The 20,259-nt window shown below is 59.1% G+C and carries 19 protein-coding genes; 18 read left to right on the forward strand and 1 reads right to left on the reverse strand.

Going from position 1 to position 20,259, the window contains the following annotated elements; translation table 11 throughout:
• From MR825_RS04580 to MR825_RS04625, 10 genes are all read left to right on the forward strand, one after another.
• The coding region (locus MR825_RS04580; protein ID WP_287879153.1) for a VirB4 family type IV secretion system protein at window positions 1-1,473 on the forward strand (1,473 nt) is incomplete at its 5' end.
• Window positions 1,473-2,669 carry a hypothetical protein gene (locus MR825_RS04585; protein ID WP_118427266.1) on the forward strand — a complete coding sequence of 399 codons (1,197 nt, stop codon included), beginning with the start codon at window positions 1,473-1,475 and terminating at the stop codon, window positions 2,667-2,669. The genes MR825_RS04580 and MR825_RS04585, both read left to right, overlap by 1 nt.
• Window positions 2,670-2,683: 14 nt before the next feature.
• Window positions 2,684-2,941 (forward strand): DUF6103 family protein, encoded by a 258-nt coding sequence (locus MR825_RS04590; RefSeq protein ID WP_287879160.1) that lies wholly within the window; start codon window positions 2,684-2,686, stop codon window positions 2,939-2,941.
• Window positions 2,938-3,552 carry a hypothetical protein gene (locus MR825_RS04595; protein ID WP_287879162.1) on the forward strand — a complete coding sequence of 205 codons (615 nt, stop codon included), beginning with the start codon at window positions 2,938-2,940 and terminating at the stop codon, window positions 3,550-3,552. Before MR825_RS04590 ends, MR825_RS04595 begins: the two co-directional genes overlap by 4 nt.
• Window positions 3,549-4,583 (forward strand): hypothetical protein, encoded by a 1,035-nt coding sequence (locus MR825_RS04600; RefSeq protein ID WP_287879165.1) that lies wholly within the window; start codon window positions 3,549-3,551, stop codon window positions 4,581-4,583. The genes MR825_RS04595 and MR825_RS04600 overlap by 4 nt, the downstream gene beginning before the upstream one ends.
• Window positions 4,584-4,830: 247 nt before the next feature.
• Window positions 4,831-5,310, forward strand: a complete 480-nt coding sequence (locus MR825_RS04605) for a hypothetical protein (protein WP_287879167.1) — start codon at window positions 4,831-4,833, stop codon at window positions 5,308-5,310.
• 3 nt (window positions 5,311-5,313) lie between these two features.
• Window positions 5,314-7,272 carry a MobP3 family relaxase gene (gene mobP3 / locus MR825_RS04610; RefSeq protein ID WP_287879168.1) on the forward strand — a complete coding sequence of 653 codons (1,959 nt, stop codon included), beginning with the start codon at window positions 5,314-5,316 and terminating at the stop codon, window positions 7,270-7,272.
• 12 nt (window positions 7,273-7,284) lie between these two features.
• Window positions 7,285-8,190, forward strand: a complete 906-nt coding sequence (locus MR825_RS04615) for a DUF3991 and toprim domain-containing protein (protein WP_287879171.1) — start codon at window positions 7,285-7,287, stop codon at window positions 8,188-8,190.
• Window positions 8,191-8,306: 116 nt separating this feature from the next.
• Window positions 8,307-10,124 (forward strand): type IV secretory system conjugative DNA transfer family protein, encoded by a 1,818-nt coding sequence (locus MR825_RS04620; protein ID WP_195560582.1) that lies wholly within the window; start codon window positions 8,307-8,309, stop codon window positions 10,122-10,124.
• The gene (locus MR825_RS04625) at window positions 10,121-10,378 is read left to right on the forward strand and encodes a helix-turn-helix domain-containing protein (protein ID WP_006572730.1); all 258 of its coding nucleotides are present in this window, start codon (window positions 10,121-10,123) and stop codon (window positions 10,376-10,378) included. Before MR825_RS04620 ends, MR825_RS04625 begins: the two co-directional genes overlap by 4 nt.
• Window positions 10,379-10,573: 195 nt before the next feature.
• On the opposite strand, the gene MR825_RS04630 is transcribed toward MR825_RS04625, so the two are convergent.
• Window positions 10,574-10,789 carry a helix-turn-helix domain-containing protein gene (locus MR825_RS04630; RefSeq protein WP_116721466.1) on the reverse strand — a complete coding sequence of 72 codons (216 nt, stop codon included), beginning with the start codon at window positions 10,787-10,789 and terminating at the stop codon, window positions 10,574-10,576.
• A 167-nt stretch (window positions 10,790-10,956) separates the two neighbouring features.
• Here MR825_RS04630 and MR825_RS04635 point away from each other — a divergent pair, with 167 nt between their 5' ends.
• From MR825_RS04635 to MR825_RS04670, 8 genes are all read left to right on the forward strand, one after another.
• A complete protein-coding gene (locus MR825_RS04635) occupies window positions 10,957-11,511 on the forward strand; it encodes an SLOG family protein (protein WP_287879179.1) in 555 nt (184 codons plus the stop codon).
• Window positions 11,512-11,660: 149 nt separating this feature from the next.
• Window positions 11,661-13,034 (forward strand): ABC transporter substrate-binding protein, encoded by a 1,374-nt coding sequence (locus tag MR825_RS04640; RefSeq protein WP_287879182.1) that lies wholly within the window; start codon window positions 11,661-11,663, stop codon window positions 13,032-13,034.
• 23 nt (window positions 13,035-13,057) lie between these two features.
• Window positions 13,058-14,650, forward strand: a complete 1,593-nt coding sequence (locus MR825_RS04645) for a response regulator transcription factor (protein ID WP_287879185.1) — start codon at window positions 13,058-13,060, stop codon at window positions 14,648-14,650.
• Between the two features lie 173 nt (window positions 14,651-14,823).
• Window positions 14,824-15,177 carry a hypothetical protein gene (locus MR825_RS04650; RefSeq protein ID WP_075705368.1) on the forward strand — a complete coding sequence of 118 codons (354 nt, stop codon included), beginning with the start codon at window positions 14,824-14,826 and terminating at the stop codon, window positions 15,175-15,177.
• Window positions 15,174-17,594 carry a histidine kinase N-terminal 7TM domain-containing protein gene (locus MR825_RS04655; RefSeq protein ID WP_287879192.1) on the forward strand — a complete coding sequence of 807 codons (2,421 nt, stop codon included), beginning with the start codon at window positions 15,174-15,176 and terminating at the stop codon, window positions 17,592-17,594. The genes MR825_RS04650 and MR825_RS04655 overlap by 4 nt, the downstream gene beginning before the upstream one ends.
• Entirely contained in the window at window positions 17,587-19,017 is a 1,431-nt protein-coding gene (locus tag MR825_RS04660) for a sensor histidine kinase (RefSeq protein ID WP_287879194.1), read from the forward strand. Before MR825_RS04655 ends, MR825_RS04660 begins: the two co-directional genes overlap by 8 nt.
• Window positions 19,014-19,631, forward strand: coding sequence for a response regulator transcription factor (locus MR825_RS04665; RefSeq protein WP_186908314.1), 618 nt, complete (start codon window positions 19,014-19,016; stop codon window positions 19,629-19,631). The genes MR825_RS04660 and MR825_RS04665 overlap by 4 nt, the downstream gene beginning before the upstream one ends.
• A gap of 150 nt (window positions 19,632-19,781) precedes the next feature.
• Window positions 19,782-20,150 (forward strand): hypothetical protein, encoded by a 369-nt coding sequence (locus MR825_RS04670; RefSeq protein ID WP_075705364.1) that lies wholly within the window; start codon window positions 19,782-19,784, stop codon window positions 20,148-20,150.
• Window positions 20,151-20,259 lie beyond the last annotated feature (109 nt).

Raw genomic sequence — 20,259 nt, forward strand, 5'->3', positions numbered from 1 at the left:
ACCCTGGTGGCCACCATGCACCGCAACCGTGAGCCTCTGCTCCACTGCGCCGTGTACATCGAGCTGACCGCATCCGACTACAACAGCCTCAAGCTGCTCCAGACCGATGTGCTGACGGAGCTGGTGCGGAGCAAGCTGAATGTAGATAAGCTCCTGCTCCGTCAGCAGCAGGGCTTCCGCTGCGTCAATCCCTGCGGCCACAACACATTCGGCATCCAGTTTGAACGAGTGCTGCCCGCCTCCAGCGTGGCGAATCTCTATCCCTTCAACTACTCCGGTAAGCTGGACTCCAAAGGCTTCTACATCGGCAAAGACAAATACGGCAGCAACATTCTGGTGGACTTCGACCAGCGGGACGAGGACAAGACCTCCGCCAACATCCTGATCCTGGGCAACTCAGGCCAGGGCAAGTCCTACCTGATGAAGCTGCTGATCCTGAATCTGCTGGAGTCCGGCAAATCCGTCATCAGCCTGGACGCCGAACATGAACAGCAGGAGATGTGCGAGGCGGTGGGCGGCTGCTTCGCAGACCTGATGGCCGGGCAGTACATCATCAATGTGCTGGAACCCAAGTGCTGGGATGACGGCGGAGACCCCAACGCCACCGACGCGCCGGAGGCCTTTCGCAAAAACACCCTGCTGGCGCAGCACATCTCCTTCCTCAAGGACTTTTTCCGGGCCTACAAGGATTTCAGCGACGCGCACATCGACACCATCGAGATCATGCTGTCCAAGCTGTATCGCAAGTTCGGCATCACCGAGCGAACCAACTTCAGCCGGATGTGCCCGGAGGACTATCCCATCCTGTCCGACCTCTACGATCTCATTGAGGAGGAATTCAAGACCTACGACGCCGACCGTCACCAGCTCTACACCCAAAAGCTCCTGCAGGAGGTGCTGCTGGGGCTGCACTCCATGTGCAAGGGCGCTGACGCCCAGTTCTTCAACGGGCACACCAACATCACCTCCAGCCGCTTCCTGGTGTTCGGCGTCAAGGGAATGCTCAGCGCCGCCAAAAATGTCCGCAACGCCATGCTCTTCAATGTGCTGTCCTTCATGTCCGATAAGCTCCTGACCGTGGGCAATACCGTGGCAGCTCTGGACGAGCTGTATATCTGGCTGTCCAACCCCACCGCCATCGAGTACATTCGCAATTGTCTGAAGCGTGTGCGAAAGAAGGAATCGGCGATGCTGCTGGCCAGTCAGAATCTGGAGGACTTCGATCAGGAGGGCGTCCGTGAGATGACCAAACCCCTGTTCAGCATCCCGCCTCACCAGTTTCTGTTCAATGCCGGCTCCATCGACAAGCGGTCCTACATGGATATGCTCCAGCTGGAGGAGTCGGAATACAATCTCATCAAGTTCCCCCAGCGCGGCGTCTGCCTGTACAAGTGCGGCAATGAACGATATCTGCTGGAGGTTCACGCCCCGGCCTACAAGGAAAAACTCTTCGGAACGGCAGGTGGTCGCTGATGGCTGTTTCTGCTGCCGCGGTGGCCAAGGCCGCCGCCATGCTGCTTACCAACGAAAAGACCCGGAAAGGTTTGGGCTGGATTCTGGTGGCAATCTTTTCACCCGTCATTCTTTTGATCGCCCTGCTCTGCTCCCTTGGCTCAGGCGGGGCGGAGCATAACAACTATTCGGTGGAGGCATGCTTCTACGGAGCGGAATTCTCCGCAGAAGTTCCGGCGGAGTTCCGATATCACATCGAGGAAATGCGCTCGGCCTTTTCTCTTCTGGATTCGGCGGTGTCCTCTGCCAACGGGCAGATGGACAGCGGCAACAGCCTTGACCCGATCAGAGTCAAGGCTGTTTTTTATGCCCTCTGCTTTGGGGACGACGCCCCGTCCACACGGGCAGCGAACAGCTTCGTGGAGTGCTTCTACACCACCGAAACCCGAACACGAACCGTAGAAGTGACACTGGAGGACGGGACTACAAGTACAGAGGAAGAAGAATACACCGTCGCGGTGCCGGTCTCTCTGTCCCAGGCCTACGCCAATCTGGAAGCCCATCTGGGCAGAGAGATCACGGACGATGACAAGAGCAACATCGACCATATCTATACCATGATTGCGGGGAGCGCCGGGGGCGGCAGCTACAGCGGCGAGTATCTCAGAGGGGATGGGAGCAGCATAGAGCTGGACATCTCCGCCTTCACCGATCCAACCACCAAGAACGCCGCAGACCTTGTGACCTACGCCATACACGCCTGGGAGTCCGGCTGGGGCTATGTCTGGGGAACATACGGCAGTGTCCTCACCGATTCGCTCTTCGCCTACAAGCTGGAGCAGTACCCTGACGGTGTCGGCAGCTATGCGGACTTCATCCGTGCCAACTGGCTGGGAGGCAGAACCACAGACTGCGTGGGCCTGATCAAAGGGTACGGATGGCTCAATCCCGACACCATGACTATCGAGTATGGAACCAACGGGATGCCGGATCTTGGCGCCAACCAGATGTATTATAACGCCTCAGTATCCGGAACCATCGACACCATGCCGGATATCCCCGGCCTCGCTGTCTGGCATGACGGCCACATTGGCGTGTACATCGGTGACGGTTATGTGATTGAAGCTATGAATACCAAAAAAGGTGTGGTGAAAACAAAGCTGGAGGGTCGGGGCTGGACCCACTGGCTGCAGATCGAATACATCAACTACGACTGAGAAAGGAAGTGCCAATGAAGCAAGTGAACCTGACCATCACCTTCGACGAGGAGAAGCTCTCTGCGCTCAAACGCTATATGGGCAAGAAGGAGCTTGACCTGGACCGTGAGATGACGGATGCGCTGGTGAAGCTCTATGAAAAATATGTACCCGCCCCCGTGCGGGAGTATATCGATGAGAGCGATGTAAGCGCCGCCGCTCCGAGCAAGCCCCGGCGCACCCCGAGAGCCGCCGCACCGAAGCCTGACCAGGAACCGGAGGTGATCCAGTGAACAAAGATGAGATCGCCATGGATTACAAGAAGGAGCTGAAGAAGCGGATCAGCGCCGACTATGAGCGCCGGGTCAAGCAGTGGATGGCGGCCGATCCCTCTCAGCTGATCGATGCCGCTGAGGAGATCACCGCCGCACGGTTGATCCGCGACAACATCGAGGATGCCATCAATGAGGAGGATGCCAGGTTTCTGCTGGGGCTGGACGAGCCGCTGGATGAGCTGGCCGACCGCTGGATTGCGGAGAATGGTCTGGATGCCTCCCATGGTGAGGAGCTGCTCCACTGCGTCTGGACACTTCGGGAGGATCTGACTGATGACGCAGGCCCACGCACGGTTCGTGATTTCCTGGCCACCCATGTTGGCGGCGTCTTTTCCCTGATGACCCCGTGCGGCTTTGTGCCTCTGACCGCAGCCCAGGCGGAAGGATTGATGAGCGGCCAGAGCGCCGCGGCGCATCCCGGCGTGCCCGGCATCACGATGTCGCTCTCTGCTGACGATCTTCTCGGTCAGACGGTCAACAGCGCCAACTACGCAAACGGCGTGTGGCACCTCCTGACCGAGTACCCTGAGATGAAGCAGTGCGGGCCGGAAATGGGAGGAATGCAATGAGGGGCCGTGAGATCACACTCTGGCTCGACGAGCGGTGGTACGACGCTCTGAGCAAACAACTGAAGGGGGAAACGCTGGAGGAGCATCTGGAGAATATCCTTGATGAAATGTGCAACCAGCTTCCTCATCGGGAGTACGAGCGCATCAGCCATGAGCTCTGGGCAGAGCAGCAGGCGGAGGAGGAAGCTCGGGAGGCCGCACGGCGGTTCGCCGTCTTTCATGTCACGGAGAACGGCAGCTCCGATTATATTCTGGCCGAGGAAAAACTTGAGCTGCTCTCGACCGCCCGCCGTCTGCGCAGCTACATCCGCAAGCCGCCCGACGAGGCGCCCCACCGCTTTGTCGAAACGCTGCTGCACACCCAGCGGATCTCTCAAGAGGAGTTCAACTCCTACGTGTCGGAGCGGCTGGACAACACCGGCCGGGTGGTGGATGCCTACGACATCGACCTCGACAGCGGAGATATGGAAGCCGTCAGCATCATGGATGGCTGGAAGCGGTTCAGAATCCGGGATGTGAGCACCGCCGCCTACTTCGCTATGAAGAAGGGCAACGCTTCGTCGGACGAAAGGTGGCGGATCTTCCTGGACCGGCTGGAGGAGAGAACGCTCCACCAGGAGCCGGAATCGGAATACCTCTCCGGCAGCCGGCGGCTCTGCGCCGAGGACATCTCCTTCGCTGACGAGATCATTCAGAACGACAATCTGCTGGAGTTTTATATGGAGGTGTGCTTCGACGCAGATCAGATGTTTGGTACCAATGTCTGTACCACCGAGAATGATGACTGGCTGAACATTTATGCCAACTACGATCTGGAGGCCCGTCGTGTCTGCGACACACTGGAGGTGTATCTGCAGCGGGGCAACGGCGACGAGGAGGCGTTCAAGTATCGCCTCAGCGCCGAGGAGCAGGCTCTGCTCCTCCCGAAAATGGATGCCTATTGTCAGGCGCGCTTGGGGCAGACGCTGGAGGAGTGCTGCGCGGACTATCTGGCGGAGCAGAGTCAGGAGTCCCCGGAGATGCAGATGTAGCCCCCGTTGCCCCCTGTGAGCCGCTGTGTGCGGCTTTCAGCGGGTGGCCGACCGTGTACCCCACCCCGGAGAAACAGGCGGGATTTGGGCCGCTTTCCAAGAGGGCGGGAAGCTGACGAAAGCGAAGCAGGAGAAAGAGCCGGGGACAATGCCGCCCCCGGCTCTCCCACTTCTGCCCGCAGTGCGGGCAGTTTCCGGCTTTTCGCAGCGGGGACAATCCGGCGGGTGGAAAGAGCTGTTGGACCCTATGATGCGGAAAAGCTCCGCTGTGGCAAGGGTTCTCAGCGGGGACTTGACGAAAAAAGGAGTGGTTTTACTGAAGTCCGAAAGCAGAAAAACGAAGAAGGGGTTCTGGATCTCTGAGGATCTGGACGAGAAGGTAGACATCTACCTGCGCCTCGACAACTGCGCCAGCCGGAGCGAATTCGTGGAGAATGCGCTCCGGTTTTACATCGGCTATCTGAACACGAAGAACGCCGGCGGCTTCCTGCCCGAAGCACTCTCCGCCATGCTCACCGGCACCCTGGACAATTTTGTCGGACGCATGGGCTCGCTCCTGTTCAAGCAGGGTGTGGATCTCAATGTGCTGGGGCAGATCATCGCCTACGACACCGATATCGACGAAGGCGAGTACCAGCGTCTGCGGGGACGCGCCATTCGGGATATGAAGCGCACCAACGGGCGCATCTCGTTCAAGGATGCGCTGGACTTCCAGAAGTCGGTGTAACCCATGGCAAAGCTCGTACAGAAAAGCGGCTACATCAAATCCGAAAAGGCCGGCGGGTACATGAAATACATTGCCACCCGCGAAGGTGTGGAGAAGCTGACCGGCAACGGTCCCGTCACCAAAGGACAGCGGGAACTGATCCAAAAGCTCCTGCATGATTTCCCTGATGCCGTGGAGCTGTTCGAGTATGAGGATTACCGTAAGACGCCTACCCTTGGTACCGCATCAGCCTTCATCACCATGGCGCTGGATGCAAACCTCCACGAAATAAATTCTGAGAGCGGATACCTGTCCTACATTGCCACCCGCCCCCGTGTGGAGCGCCGCGGGGCCCATGGCCTGTTCAACTCCGCCGCCGCAGTAGACCTCGACGCAGCCATGTCCGAGCTGGAAGCCCATGACGGAAATGTGTGGACCATCATCTACTCCCTGCGCCGTGAGGATGCTGCCCGGCTGGGGTACGACAATGCGGACGCATGGCGCGGCCTGCTCATGATGCACGCACAGGATCTGGCCAAGGCCATGAAGATACCGGCTGATCACTTCCGCTGGTATGCGGCCTTCCACAATGAGGGGCATCACCCCCACATCCACATGATGGTCTGGTCAGACGATCCGAAGGAGGGCTTCCTGACCAGGGAAGGCATTGCGGCCATGCGCTCCAAGCTGACCAACACCATCTTCCGGGATGAGATGATCCAGATCTACGAGCGGAAGGATGTTGCCTATAAAGAACTGATCGAAGCGGCGCAGGATACCATGCGGGAGCTGATTCAGAAGATGGAGCATCAGCTCTGCGACAACCCTGTCATCGAGAAGCAGATGCGCCAGCTGGTGCAGGCGCTGGAAACCACCACCGGGAAAAAGCAGTATGGCTATCTGAAGAAACCGCTCAAAGCATTGGTGGACACCATCGTGGACGAGCTGGCCCGGCAGCCGGAAGTAGCAAAGTGCTATGAAACCTGGAATCAGATCCGGGATGAGCTGAACGAGTGCTATGGCAGCCGTACACCGCGGGAGCATCTCCCGCTCTCTCAGCAGAAAGAGTTCCGCCGGATTAAAAACGATATCATCCGGGAGGCCGAGAACATCCGCCTCGGCCTCCCGACTTTTGAAGATGAGAAGATGCAAGATGAGCCGGAGCCGGAGGCGGCACATGAGGAGCAGCGATCCAGCAGCGTATATGAACAGGCTCGACGCTATCGTGCCGCCAAAACGGTTCTGCAGGATGTCTATGCGCTGGATGAGGAACACGCCGAAGCCGTCCGGGTGCTGGAACAGCTCTGGGTGGAAGGATACACGGTGGCGGCGCATCAACTGGGAAAGTTCTACCGGGATGATCTCTCCACCATGCGGGATCATGAAAAAGCGGAGCGTTGGTTTCGCTTATCCGCAGAGGCCGGAAATGACTTTTCGGCATACGCACTCGGGAAGCTCCTGCTCTCTCAAAAGCGCACCGATGAGGCGGTGCGCTGGCTGGACAAGGCCGCCGGGCATGGGAATCCGTTTGCCCAATACCGCCTTGGGAAGCTCTGTCTCACCGGTGAGTCCGTAAAGAAGGATGTGAGAAAAGCTCTGGAGTACCTGACTGCCGCCGCCAGACAAGGAAACCCGTTTGCTCAGTACACACTGGGCAAGCTGTATCTCCTGGGCCGGGATGTGGAACAGGATCGGGAGCAGGCCAGGGATTGGTTCACCCGCTCCGCTGCCCAGGGCAATGCGTATGCTCAATTCTTCCTTGACCGCTTTGACCAGTTCCGAGATCCGTCCGTCATGCTGGCGGCAACCAAGCTGCTCCATCACATGAGCCGGATCTTCCGGGACAATTCCATGCCGCCTCGCAATCCGGCAGGGATTCGCATTGATTCCAAACGGCGCAAGCGGCTGACGGAAAAGCGGATGGCCATGGGCCACAAGGCGGATGATCATGAGGAGCAGGTATCCTATCAGCAGACCATGTAACAGGAGGAGCCTATGTCGACTTACATTCATTTCACGGAAGAACAGAAGCAGCGAGCCGCCTCCGTTGATCTGGAGGAGTTCCTCCGCTGCCGGGGCGAAAAGCTCCTTGCCTCCGGCAGAGAGAAACGGCTGGCCCGTGACCATAGTGTCACCATCCGCGGCAACGAGTGGTACGATCATGCCGAGGAGCGGGGCGGCCACGCCGTCAGCTTCGTGCAGCGGTTTTATCACCTTAGCTATCCGGAGGCGGTGACCATGCTTCTGGGAGGCGAGCTGGGAACGGTTTATCCCTCTGCCGAAGAACGGGTAGAGGAGCCGCCGAAGCCCTTTGTCCTTCCGCCGGCCAATTCCAATATGCGCCGGGTCTATGCCTATCTGGTCAAGCACCGGAATATCGACCGGAGCGTTGTGGCGCACTTTGCCAGAGTGAAGCTCCTGTATGAGGATGCCGAGTACCACAACGCAGTCTTCGTGGGTACGGATGAAGATGGTATTCCCCGCCATGCTCACAAGCGCAGTGCCAACAGCTACGGCAAAGCCTTCCGGCTCAATGTGGAGGGCTGCGACCCGCGCCACAGCTTTCACCATATCGGCAGAGACGAAAGCCTCTATGTGTTTGAGGCTCCCATCGATATGCTTTCCTACATCACGCTCCATCCGGAGGACTGGCAGAGCCACAGCTATGTGGCCTGCTGCGGCACCTCCATTCAGCCGGTGCTGAAGCTGCTGGAGCGGCAGCCGCAAATCAATACGGTCCTGCTCTGCCTCGACAATGACGAGGCTGGCCATCTGGCCAGCCGGCGCATGAAGGAACAGCTGGCAGAGAGGTACACGGTGGAAAGGCTCATTCCCGCACACAAGGATTGGAATGATGATCTGACCGCTGAGGAACCGTCCTACGCACAAGTCATGCAGTAAATAACAACAACGCACACCACTTCCTGTTCGCCCGAAGTAGGCCGTAACAAGAGTGATGTGCGCATTCAGAAGTATGGAACCGAGCAGGAAGTGGTGTGCCCTGAAAGGGGTTAACCATGCCACACCAAGTCCTGATTTTGTTGGCCGCCGGCGGGCTGATGTTTCTGGTCATCGGCTGTCTGGCCGCCTTGTCCCACTACTATACCCTGAGCGGGATCAAATCCAAAACGGTCGGCGACGGCCAGCACGGCACCGCAAGATGGGCCACAGCCAAAGAGATCCGGCAGACCTATGCCCATGTCCCCTTCGAGGTGAAGAAATGGCGCAGCGGCCAGAACCTGCCCACGGAGCAGGGGCTGGTGCTGGGGTGCAAGGGAAAGAAAGGCGAGCTCACCGCCCTCGTGGACAGCGATGACATCCACTGCCTGATGATCGGCGCTTCCGGCATCGGCAAGACCGCCTATTTTCTCTATCCCAATCTGGAGTACGCCTGCGCCAGCGGCATGAGCTGGCTGGCGCTGGACAGCAAGGGCGACCTCGCCCGCAATTACGGCGCCATTGCCAAGAACTGCTATGGGTATCAGAATGTGGCCGTGATCGACCTGCGAAATCCCACCCGCTCAGACGGTAACAATCTGCTGACGCTGGTCAACCGGTATATGGACATTGCCCGGAGTGACCCGAACAATCTCGCGGCCCGGGCCAAGGCCGAGAAATACGCCAAAATCCTGTCCAAGACCATCGTCAATCCGGACGGCGATGACAGCAACCGCGGCCAGAACGCTTTCTTCTACGATGCGGCGGAAGGGCTTCTCACCTCGGTCATCCTGATGCTGGCCGAGTTCCTGCCGCCCGATAAAGACCACCCCCAGGAGCGCCGCCATATCGTCTCCGTGTTCAAGCTGGTGCAGGATCTGCTGGAGCCCAGCCGTGTCAAGGGCAAGAGCCACTTCCAGCTCCTGATGGCAAAACTGCCGCCGGATCACAAGGCGAGGTGGTTTGCCGGTGCCGCCCTCAACAGCGCCGAGCAGGCAATGGCCTCCGTCATGTCCACCGTGCTGTCCCGCTTGAATGCCTTTCTGGACAGCGAGCTGGAGCAGATCCTGTGCTTCGACAGCGCCATTGACGCTGAGAAGTTTGCTTCGGAGAAGTCTGCCATCTTCCTGATCCTGCCGGAAGAAGACACAACCAAGAACTTCATGGCCGGTCTCATGATCCAGAACCTGAGCCGGGAGCTGTTCGCTGTGGCCGATGAGAACGGCGGCAAGCTGAAAAACCGGGTGGTGCTTTTCTGTGACGAATTCGGCACCATGCCCCCGTTTGATATACTGCCCCTTTTCTCCGCTGGACGCTCTCGCCGGTTAACGCTCGTGCCGATCATCCAGTCCTTAGCGCAGCTCGAAAAAAACTACGGGAAAGAGGGCTGCGAGATCATTCAGGACAACTGCCAGGACACCATCTTCGGCGGCTTTGCACCCAACAGCCAGACCGCCGAAGTGCTGTCCAAAGCCCTGGGCAGCCGCACCGTCCTCTCCGGCTCGGTGAGCCGTGGCAAGAACGATCCCAGCCAGAGCCTGCAGATGATGGAGCGCGCCCTGCTGACGCCCGACGAGCTAAAATCCATTCCCAAGGGCAGCTTTATCGTCATGAAAACCGGCACTCATCCCATGCGGACCCGGCTCCAACTCTTCTTAAACTGGGGCATTACCTTCGGGGAGCCGTATGTGGTGCCGGAGAGAGCCAACCGAGCGGTGGCCTATGCCAACCGGGTGGATCTGGAGCGGAATCTCCCGCAGCTCAGTGAGCCGGAGGAGATGGACGAAAGCCGCGGCTATGCGGTATCCAGCCGGGGCGGCATCGCCCATGCTCCGGCTCAGGAGAGGGCTGTAAAAAGAGGAAAGCAAATGAAGACATTCGGAGAGGAGGAACGATGAGTTACTTCGGAACGATTTACGCCGACACTGAGCTTCCCTCCAGAGCGAAGGCGGTCTATATGTACCTGCGAGATCGCTCCGATGCCGAGGGAAAGTGCTGGCCGGGCATTAAGACCATTGCCTCGGACATGAAGCTGTCCCGCTCCACGGTCAAGCGGGCGCTGCACGATCTGGAGCAGCACGGCTATCTGAAAAAGGCTTCCCGGCACAGGCCGAATGGGAGCAGCACCTCCAATCTCTATACCGTGAAATAAAAGAGAGAGTGGTTTGTACCAAAATGTAGTACAAACCACTCTCTGAATCAATGGCAATTTCAAAATCTTCCGCCAAGGGAGAACTGCGCCCATTCGCTGGACCCAGGAGCGGTTCATTGTGAACCACCCAGAAGGACTCACTCTATCAGAGATTTAGGTCAGAGAAAAGACTTATCATCATCTTAATGAAAAATCTTACTTCTCAAGTCGAAATTTCAGCAGCAGATACGGCTCCACTTCAAGGACGGTGGCTATCCTAAACAGCAGATCCAGAGACAGGCCATGACTCATGCCGGGCGCTTCAACGGACGCGAGATGCTGGCGGCTAATATCAAGGATCTCTGCCAACTGTTCCTGGGAATATCCCTTTTTCTTGCGATAGTATCCGATAGCATAAGACAGGTTTTCCATGCGCTCGGAAAAGTCAAAATCCCATTCCAGAGTTATCACCACCTTACGGAATTAGTTTATCCGAAGGCAGCGCATACTAAAATTAACCCTAAAGCATTATTGACGCTTATAAAGCGTCAATATATAATTAAAACACTATTTTGTTCGATGTTATGTGAGGTGTCAATATGACAAGGGGACTTGCCTGTGCCATCACCGGCCATAGACCGACACGCTTTCGCTTCAAATATGATGAAAACAACAACGGCTGCAAGCGGATCAAGAAACGCATCCGGGATCAGTTGATCCAGCTCTATGAGCAAGGCTTTCGCCAGTTTTGGGTAGGCGGCGCTCTGGGCGTGGATATGTGGGCCGGGGAGATATTGCTGCGGCTCAAAGAACAGCCGGAATATAGCGAGATCCAGCTGAAGATCGCTCTGCCCTTTGAGGGCCACGACACAGACTGGGAAGATCGCAGCCGCAGCCGTATGTCTTTTCTGATCCGACACAGTGCGGAAACGGTTATCGTGGGTAATAAAGAAGCGCCCCCGGCGGTCAATTACCGGAGACGCAACGAGTATATGGTGGACCGTGCAGGCTACTTACTGGCAGTCTATGACAACGACCGTTCTATCCGCAGCGGAACGGGAATGACCGTCAACTATGCCAGAAAAAAGGGGCTGCCCATCACTCTGATCCACCCGGATAAGGCAACGATATCAAAAGAAAAACCTGAACGATGAAAACTACCCGCTGCGGATAGGGCAGGTTTATGGAATCCATGTTACACTGAACTGAAATGGATACTCCACGAAATGAATTCAATAAAGTATCCTGTTTCAACTGGCTTTTTTTACCCTCAGCAGATATAATGAAAACGAGGTGATGCGATGTGAAGGTACGAAGAATTGCGGCGTTTTTGCTGGCAGGTATCTTGCTGGCCTACTGCTGCGCGGGCTGTTCCGACACGGCCAAAAAAGAAGAGACGCCGACCACCATTACGGTCTGGCACGTCTATGGCGGTCAGACAGATTCCCCACTCAACGACCTCATCGATGCGTTCAACCAGACGGTGGGAAAGGAGCAGCGGATCAACGTGCAGGTCACCTCCGTGTCCAACACCAACACCATCCACGAGCTGGTGCTGGCCGCCGCCAACGGAGAGCCGGGCGCCTCGGAGCTGCCCGACCTCTTCATCTCCTATCCCAAGACGGTGATGGCCCTGCCCGACGACAGCATTTTGGTGGACTACCGGGACTATTTCAGCCAGGAGGAGCTGTCCGCCTTCCTCCCAGCCTTTCTGGAGGAGGGGACGGTCAATGACCGTCTGGTGGTGCTGCCGGTGGCCAAATCCACAGAGATCATGTTCATCAACCAGACCATCTTCGACCGCTTCTCCCAGGCTACCGGTGTAACGATCGAGGATCTGGATACATGGGAGGGGCTTTACAGGGCTGCGGAGATCTACGCGGACTGGACCGACGACCAGACGCCGGATATTCCGGGGGATGCCAAGTCCATGTTCGTTCACGACTACTACTTCAACTACTTCCAGGTAGGAGCCCAGTCCCTGGGCGAGGACTTCTTCCGGGGGGATGTGCTGGCCTTCGGCCCCGCCTTCCAGACGGCGTGGGAACCCCTGGCCCGGGCCGCCCTGCGGGGCGGCGTCTGGCTCAAGGGCGGGTACGCCACCGAGTCTATCCGCACCGGCGACAGCATCGTCAGCGTGGCCTCCTCTGCCAGCATCCTCTATTACAGCGATGTGGTGACCTATCCGGACAACACCTCTGAGGACATCACCATCATCTCCCGGCCCTGCCCGGTGTTTGAAAACGGAGAAAAGCTGGTGATGCAGCGGGGCGCGGGCTTCTGTACCGTCCGCTCCACCCCGGAGCGGGAGCGGGCCGCGGTGACCTTCCTCAAATGGCTCACCGAGCCGGAGCACAATGTGGAGTTCGTGACCCGGACAGGCTACATGCCGGTGACCCAGGCTGCATTTGAAACGGAGCTGCCAAAGGCCATTGAAGGGCTGGAGAGCGCCAAATATGCCTCTCTCTATCAGGCCTATCTGGATACCCAGCAAAACTATAAATTCTATGTGCCGCCCCAGTTGGAGAGCTACCTGAGCCTGGAAACCACGCTGGAGGACCATGTGCGGGCCCAGCTGGCCCTGGGCCGCCGGGATTATCTGGAGGCCGGAGAGACCGGGCTGGAGCAGATCAGTGCGGACCGGCTCCAGTCCTTCCGGGAGATCATGGAGCAATAACCTGTAAGAGAGGAGGAACCACCGTGCGCAACAGACTGAAAGAACTCCGGGCGTTGAACGCCTTTGCCAAAAAGCAGAGCGTAGGGATGCAGCGAAAGCTGATGCTCTACTGGGTGTCCATGATCCTGGTGGTCTTCGCGGCGGTGATCCTTCTGCTGTCCATCGCTGGGGCCTTCTCCCGGGATGATGAGCAGCTCCATGAGGTAATGGAGCTCCACCTGAGCAACACAGGAGATACGCTGGCCAGCCAACTGGACCATCTGACCGCCCAGAGCCTGAATCTCTCCAAGGAGCTCAGCCGGGAGATCGAGGGGGCGCTGGTACAGGAGGGCATTTCGCTGCAGGAGGTCAACGATGATCCGGAGCGGCTGCTGAAGCTGCAGGAAGTCATGTACCCGCTGATCAGCACCACCCTCCAGACAGCCAACTGCAATGGCGCCTATGCGATCCTGGACGCCACCACCAACACCGGCCTGGAGGGGGCGGACCACTCCAGAAGCGGCATCCATCTGCGCTACTCCAACCTCAGCGCCAGCAGTCCGGTCACACCCACGGTGGTCTACTTCCGCGGCATCCCGGACATCGCCCGTCAAAAGGATCTGGAGCTGCACAACCGATGGAATCTGGAATTTGACACCGATCAGATCCCGGGCTGCCGGGAGCTGATGGATACGCCGCTGAGCCGGCCTGCCGACCGCTACTTCTGGTCCCGCCGGATCAATCTAAAGGACACCTGGGAATCCGCTATGCTGCTGTGTGTCCCCATTGTGGGGAGCGACGGAGCGGTGTACGGCGTGTGCGGGGTAGAGCTCAGCGCCCTGTATTTCCAGTTTTCCTATCCCACCCTGGAGGGAAAGTTCGGCTCCGCCGTCACCGTGCTGGCTCCGGTCCAGGACAGCCGTCTGCTGCTGCCGGATGGATTGGTGGGCAGCGTCAACGGCACCTACCTGGACGGTCAGGAGACTCTGGCCATCCATCAGGGGCGATACTATAACGAATACGACACAGGCGCTGGACGGTATATCGGCCTGCACCAGACCATACCCATCTCCAGAGGGAAAACGGAGGACACCGTCTGGGCCGTTGCCATCCTGATCCCCCAGGAGAGCTATGCCGCCTACACAGCCGGCGTCCAGCAGACCTGGATCATTGCGGCCCTGGGACTGCTCCTGGTGCTGCTGGCCCTGTCCTTCTTCCTGTCCCGGCGATTTGTCCGGCCCATCACCGACAGTCTGAAACGGTTCCAGCAGGCGGAGGGGCCGGAACAGGGGATGTCCTCGGGCATCTCGGAGCTGGATGAGCTGGCGGAGTTCCTCAATGCCCGGGCGCGGAATCAGCGGCTGGAGCAGGGAGAGCTTCCTCCCAACATTGCGGAACTGTTCGACCAGTTTGTGGAGCGGAAGGATCTGCTGACCGAGGCGGAGCGGAATATCATGCGCTACTACATCGACGGGCACGAGATCGCGGAGATCCCGGACCTGGCCTTTATCAGCATGAGTACGGTCCGTAAGCACAACCGGAGCATCTACGAGAAGCTGGGGGTGGCCTCCCGGGATGAGCTGATGCTCTACATCGATCTGCTCCGCCGCTGCGGAAGGCTTCAGGAGCTTTTCTAAGACAAGTTTCTCCATCACAGCAAAGCGCACAAAACCAGAGGACTGGTTTTGTGCGCTTTCTCTATTATCCAATGGATACCTTTGCGAAAAAGTGGGAAAAAGTATCCGACGGACCATATACTCCCGCCCCTTACTCCTGTTATAACAGGAGTAGAAACGAGGAGGTGCGGAATATGACAAATCTCTTGTCCAGCCACTTAGAGGATCGGTCCACGCCCCAGTATTTCTGCTTTTCCATCCGCTGCGAGGTGTGCGGAGAATTTTGGTACAGCAGCAGCATCCCCTTTTCCAAAGCGCTGCAGGCGGCGGAACACCGGGAGAAGAAGGAACTCTATGACGCCATCTATCAGCGGGAGAAGCAGCGGGCCATGCAGGCGGCCGGTCAGGAGGCCAGGGAGCGGTTCAGCCAATGCCCCATCTGCCGGCGGCTGGTCTGCGACGCCTGTTTCCTCATCTGCGATGAGATGGATCTGTGCCGGGAGTGTGCCGGCCGGATGGAGGAGTCCGGGGAGCCGGTGGCGCCATGAAAGGGCGTTGGCTGCCGCTCCTCCTGCTGTGCCTGATCCTGGCCGGGTGCGGCACGGTGGACACAGGGGGCCGTCTGATCTCCGCGGCGGAGGGCGCCGAGGCGTATAGCGCGGCTCTCGCCCCCTTCCTCCCCGGGTATTCCCTTCAGACGGCAGAGGATACCCTCTACGCGGAGGTGAGCCGAGGCAGCGCCGTGGCCTGCTTTGATGTACAGGCCATCCCGGCGCTGGAGCGGGGCATTGGCCGGTATTGGTATCCCCATGTCACGGCCACCGTGATTCTGGCGGTGGACCGCAGCCGGACGGACGCCGCCGTCACCGGCTGGAACAGCCTTCGGGAGAGTCCGGTCCCCGTGGGCATCAGCAGCAGTTCCGTGATCCGCAATATGCTGGCTCTGGGCGCCCTGTCCTACGGGCTGGACCGGGAGGCGCCCTCCAAGCGTGACGCTCTGGAGCTGCTGGAACACCTTGGTCAGAACGGAAACTTCCGGCTGGAGGCGCCGGACGCCCCCATTCTGATCTGTCTGGACTGCGAGGCTGCCGCGTGGAACCGGAACGGAGGAAATTATGAGATCATCGTGCCGGCAGAGGGCACGCTGTCCTACCGTATGGGGCTGCTCTCCGATGTCCCTCTGACGCTGGAGCCGGGGCTGGATGAAACCCTTCTGTCAGCAGGGCTGCCCCTGGCGGACGGAGAGAGACCGGCTGATTTTCCCGATGATTACCGGCCGGCCCGTACCCTGAGCGAGGAGGACTACGGCTGGTTTCTGGAGTTGACCGGGGACAGCAGCCGGGACCTACGCCGGCAGGTGCTCCACATCCGGCGCTATACCACAGCAGATCTCCGGGAGCATATTTTATCCGCCCTGCTCCTTGCCGCCGCCATCCTGTTGTGGAAGGGGACGGTATCCCATCGGATGATCCGCCGGGATGTCCGCCGGGTAGTGGGAGTTATGGGCTGGCTGATGGTGGGATGGCTGCTGCTGCGCCTGTTCAAATATCAGCTGACAGCAGATGGGCTTCTGTGCCGGATGTGCTGGTACGGCTATTACATCTTTCAGCTTGCCCTTCCGGTAACGCTGCTGTATCTGGCCGTGATCCTGGACCATCCGGAGGGTGAGAAAAAGCCGCTGCGCCCTCTGTGGCCGCCTCTGGCCTGCTATGCCCTCTCTGTGCTATTGGTACTCACAAACGATCTCCACCAGCTGGTGTTTCGTTTTGACCCGGCCGGGGACTGGGCCTCAGACTACCGGTACGGTCCGGGATACTGGGGCGTAATGGCTTTATCCCTCCTGTTCCTGGCCTGCGCAGTCTGGAAGCTGCTCCACAGGGGGCGGTATAGCCCTTACTGGGCCGGCAGGGTGGTTCCGCTGCTGTTCTGCGCGGGGCTTCTGGCCTACATCACTGCTTACATCAGGCGGGTGCCTCTGGCGTGGGAGAGCGATCTTACCGTGAACATCTGCGTGCTGTCCGCCCTGTTTTTTGAGTCGGCCCTCCACGCGGGGTTTATCCCGGTCAATCTTCAGTATCAGCGCCTGTTCACCGCCACTCCCATTGGGCTGACGCTGCTGGATGAGCAGGGCCGCACCGTCCTGTCCTCCCGGGGCGCGCCTCCCGTCTCCCGCTCCATCTGGCGGAGGATCTCCATGGATATGGCCCATCCGCTGCTGCGGGACAGCGACACCCAGCTTCACGCAGTTCCCATTCACGGCGGTATGGCGGTATGGCAGGAGGACCTCTCCCAGCTCAACCGGCTGCGCAGGGAGATCCAGGCTGTGCAGGCCCGTCTGGAGGCAGCCAACGCCCTGCTGCGTGAGGAGAGCGAGGTGAAAAAGCGCCTGCTGGCCGCGGAGACAAACCGCGCCATGTTTGAACAGCTGGACCGGGACATGGAGCGCCGCATCCAGACGCTGGGACGGCTGATCGAGACTCTGCCGGAGACCCCCCATCCCCGGGGCCTGACCGCCTATATCACTCTTTGCCTGTGCCATATCAAACGCAGATGCAATCTGTTTTTCCTGGCACGTCAGGGAGATGGACTGCCCGGAGAGGAATTGAGCATTTATCTGGATGAGCTGGCAGAACTGGCCCGCTATGCGGGGCTGCGGCTGCTCATTCGCTGCGGGCAGCGTGGAGCGCTGGAGATCCGCAGGGCGGCACTGTGCTACGACTTTGCCTTTGAAGCCATATCCTGGGCCCTGGGGGAGAACGCCTCTCCTCTGCTGGGGTATCTGGAGCCGGAGGGCGCCCATCTGGTTTTCCGCTTTCTTCCGGGCGGTGATCCCGGACAATGGCGCTTTTCGGAGGAACTGACGACGGCGGCTGCCGCGCTGGGCGGTCAGATCGCCTGCAAGGATCTGGACGATGCCGTTGGGATCTGCATGACGCTGCCCTTGGGAGGTGAGTCCTGTGGCTGAATTTTACCGGTTTCCCCATTGGGCGCTGACCACATTGGTGATGGCGGCCGCCCTGTGCATCGTGTTTCAAACAAGGGCCATCTCTTACAGCATCCGACGTCTGCCCACCGGCTGGGTGCGCCGGGTGGAAAATGGGATGGAGTGCGCCATCCTCGGGGTGCTATTCCTCTTCGCCGCCCTTCTTGCACAGGTGCAGTATGGGCTGTTCTGCGGCTTTTTGGCACCCAGCGCCTACGGCCTTGTCCGGCAGGCGGTGTTTCTGCTGACTGCGGTGCTGGGGACCACCGCCGCGGTGGGGATGGAACTGATCTGGCCGTTTTTTGCCGTGGGCGGGGCGGCTGTCCTGCTCCCCCTGACAGAGACGGTCACAGGGCCCGCCTATCCCATCTTTTTTCTGATGAGCATGGCGTTCTTCCTGCTGCGCAGCGTGCATATCTGCCTGCTGCGTCGGCGGGAGCTCTACACACAGCTCTCCTCCGTATCCGTCAAGGAAGCCATTGATACCCTGCATACCGGTCTGCTGTTTTTTCGGCGGTCGGGGGAGCTCCTGCTGTGCAACCGCAGCATGGAGACGCTGGCACGGCAGATGACGGGGCAGCCGGTACAGGACGGAAGGCTGTTTCAGCGGCTGCTGGAGTGCGGCCCGCTGTGCAGCGGCTGCGCACGGGAAGTTCTGGGTGGGCAGCAGGTGTTTCGCCTCCCCGATTCCTCTGTATGGAGCTTTTCCGCCCATGAGCTCCCCATGGGGCGCCGGACCATGCTTCTGCTGACTGCCGATGATGTCACGGAGCATTGGGACGCAGTGACCTTTCTTGCCCGGCAAAACCAGGCACTTGAGCAGCGCGGACAGGAGCTTCGCAGCACCATTGCGCATTTACAGGCCATCTGTGAAGCGGAGGAGATCGCCCGAAGCAAGGCGAGGGTACATGACCTTTTGGGACAGCGGATCAGCCTGCTGCTCCGGGCGCTGCGGGATGACCGGCAGATGGATGAGTCGCTGCTGCTGGACTTTGCCCGCAGCCTTCCCACGGCCCTCCGGGAAGATCCCACGCCCAGCCCTGCTCATCGTCTGGAGATGCTGCGGGAGACCTTCCAGGGCATGGAGGTGTCGGTGGAGTTCCAGGGCGCGCTGCCGGAGGATGGGGCGGTGGCGGACAGTTTTGCCGAGATCGCCGTGGAATGTGTCACCAACGCCGTGCGCCACGGGTATGCCACCCGCATCCAGTTCCACTTTTTCCAGAATGACTGCTGGCGCATGACGGTCACCGACAACGGCATCCCGCCCGCCGGACCCATCCGGGAGGGCGGTGGCATCAGCGGGATGCGCCGCAGGGTCCGTCAGCTTGGCGGAAGAATGGAGCTCTATACTGTCCCCCGATTCCGAATCGAACTGTCTGTTCCAAAGGAGGCTGTGGAGAAATGACAAACGTTCTGATCGTGGAGGATCACGTTTCCATGCGGGAATCGCTGACCACGGCGCTGACAGCGGCGGGAGATTTTTCCGTGGTGGGCGAAGTGCCCAACGCAGACTACGCCCTGGATTTCTGTAAGCATCTGCATCCGGAACTGGTGCTGATGGATGTCTGCACCGAGGGCGGCGCCTCTGGGCTGAAGGCGGTGGAGGCCATCCGCAAAACAGATCCGGAGGTCAAGATCATCGTCATGACCGCCTTTGACGAGATCACCTATATCCCCCGGGCCAGGGCCGCCGGGGCCAACGGCTTTGTCTACAAAAGCCGGAGCCTGCACGATTTTCTGGAGGTGGCCCGGACGGTGATGGCGGGGGGCAGCAGTTTCCCGGAGCCCAGGACCATTCCCATGCCCCAGGGGGAGGCCCCCCTTACCGACCGGGAGATGGAGGTGCTCCGGCTGATGTGCAGGCACATGACCAACAAAGAGATCGCCCAGGAGCTGTTTATCAGCGAAAACACCGTCAAGTATCACAAGATGAACATGCTGGGCAAGACCGGCTTTTCCAAGGCGGTGGATCTGGCCTTCTACATGATCTCTAACGGCTGGATCAATCCCCTGTACTAAAAAATTGCACTTCCTATCCACCGGCTTTGCGCCGGTGGATTTTTTGTTTCAGGGAAAAGACTACCCGCAGCGGGTAGGGTGCAAATTCGAAATAAGCTCTACAATAAATCTGTAATACAGAAGGTATGGGAGGTGGGGAGGCTGAAAACTGTGCTCCTGATCATGCGGCGGGCATCGCTGGCTCAGGGCCTGATGGCGAAAGTGCGGGACGCCCCGGGAATACAGCTGTGCTATGAGCCGGACTATGCCAACGCGGATGTGGCCATCCGCAGCCATCTGGCCTCTGGGGCACTGCTGGAGGTCTCCGAGGACGGCGATCACGGCATCGACTTCTGTCTGGCCCTGTGCGCATGGCTGCGGGAAGTCACGCCCCACTGCCGGCTCATGCTGATGTGCCCCGAAGGACAGCCGGAGGCTGTGAGCCGCGCCATCGAGGCTAAGCGTAGGGGCGAGATCGACGACTTTGTGTTTTATGATGTATCTCTGGACTATTTGGCCGCCAGTCTGCAATCCCTTTGAGATAGGCAAAGATCATTTTGAAATGGGGGTACCCCCATTTCAACGCCTACCGTGGTAGGCGTTGATCCGGCTCTGGTCGATTCGGTTTTATACACAAAGACGGCCTGGC

The organism is Lawsonibacter sp. (assembly GCF_022777125.1).
Lineage (GTDB): Bacteria > Bacillota > Clostridia > Oscillospirales > Oscillospiraceae > Lawsonibacter_A > Lawsonibacter_A hominis.

Bases quoted from the DNA above. Each gene is read 5' to 3' on its own strand.
- MR825_RS04585 (WP_118427266.1), top strand. From the start codon at position 1,473: ATGGCTGTTTCTGCTGCCGCGGTGGCCAAGGCCGCCGCCATGCTGCTT.
- MR825_RS04590 (WP_287879160.1), top strand. From the start codon at position 2,684: ATGAAGCAAGTGAACCTGACCATCACCTTCGACGAGGAGAAGCTCTCT.
- MR825_RS04600 (WP_287879165.1), top strand. From the start codon at position 3,549: ATGAGGGGCCGTGAGATCACACTCTGGCTCGACGAGCGGTGGTACGAC.
- MR825_RS04605 (WP_287879167.1), top strand. From the start codon at position 4,831: ATGATGCGGAAAAGCTCCGCTGTGGCAAGGGTTCTCAGCGGGGACTTG.
- mobP3 (WP_287879168.1), top strand. From the start codon at position 5,314: ATGGCAAAGCTCGTACAGAAAAGCGGCTACATCAAATCCGAAAAGGCC.
- MR825_RS04615 (WP_287879171.1), top strand. From the start codon at position 7,285: ATGTCGACTTACATTCATTTCACGGAAGAACAGAAGCAGCGAGCCGCC.
- MR825_RS04620 (WP_195560582.1), top strand. From the start codon at position 8,307: ATGCCACACCAAGTCCTGATTTTGTTGGCCGCCGGCGGGCTGATGTTT.
- MR825_RS04625 (WP_006572730.1), top strand. From the start codon at position 10,121: ATGAGTTACTTCGGAACGATTTACGCCGACACTGAGCTTCCCTCCAGA.
- MR825_RS04630 (WP_116721466.1), bottom strand. From the start codon at position 10,789: ATGGAAAACCTGTCTTATGCTATCGGATACTATCGCAAGAAAAAGGGA.
- MR825_RS04635 (WP_287879179.1), top strand. From the start codon at position 10,957: ATGACAAGGGGACTTGCCTGTGCCATCACCGGCCATAGACCGACACGC.
- MR825_RS04650 (WP_075705368.1), top strand. From the start codon at position 14,824: ATGACAAATCTCTTGTCCAGCCACTTAGAGGATCGGTCCACGCCCCAG.
- MR825_RS04655 (WP_287879192.1), top strand. From the start codon at position 15,174: ATGAAAGGGCGTTGGCTGCCGCTCCTCCTGCTGTGCCTGATCCTGGCC.
- MR825_RS04665 (WP_186908314.1), top strand. From the start codon at position 19,014: ATGACAAACGTTCTGATCGTGGAGGATCACGTTTCCATGCGGGAATCG.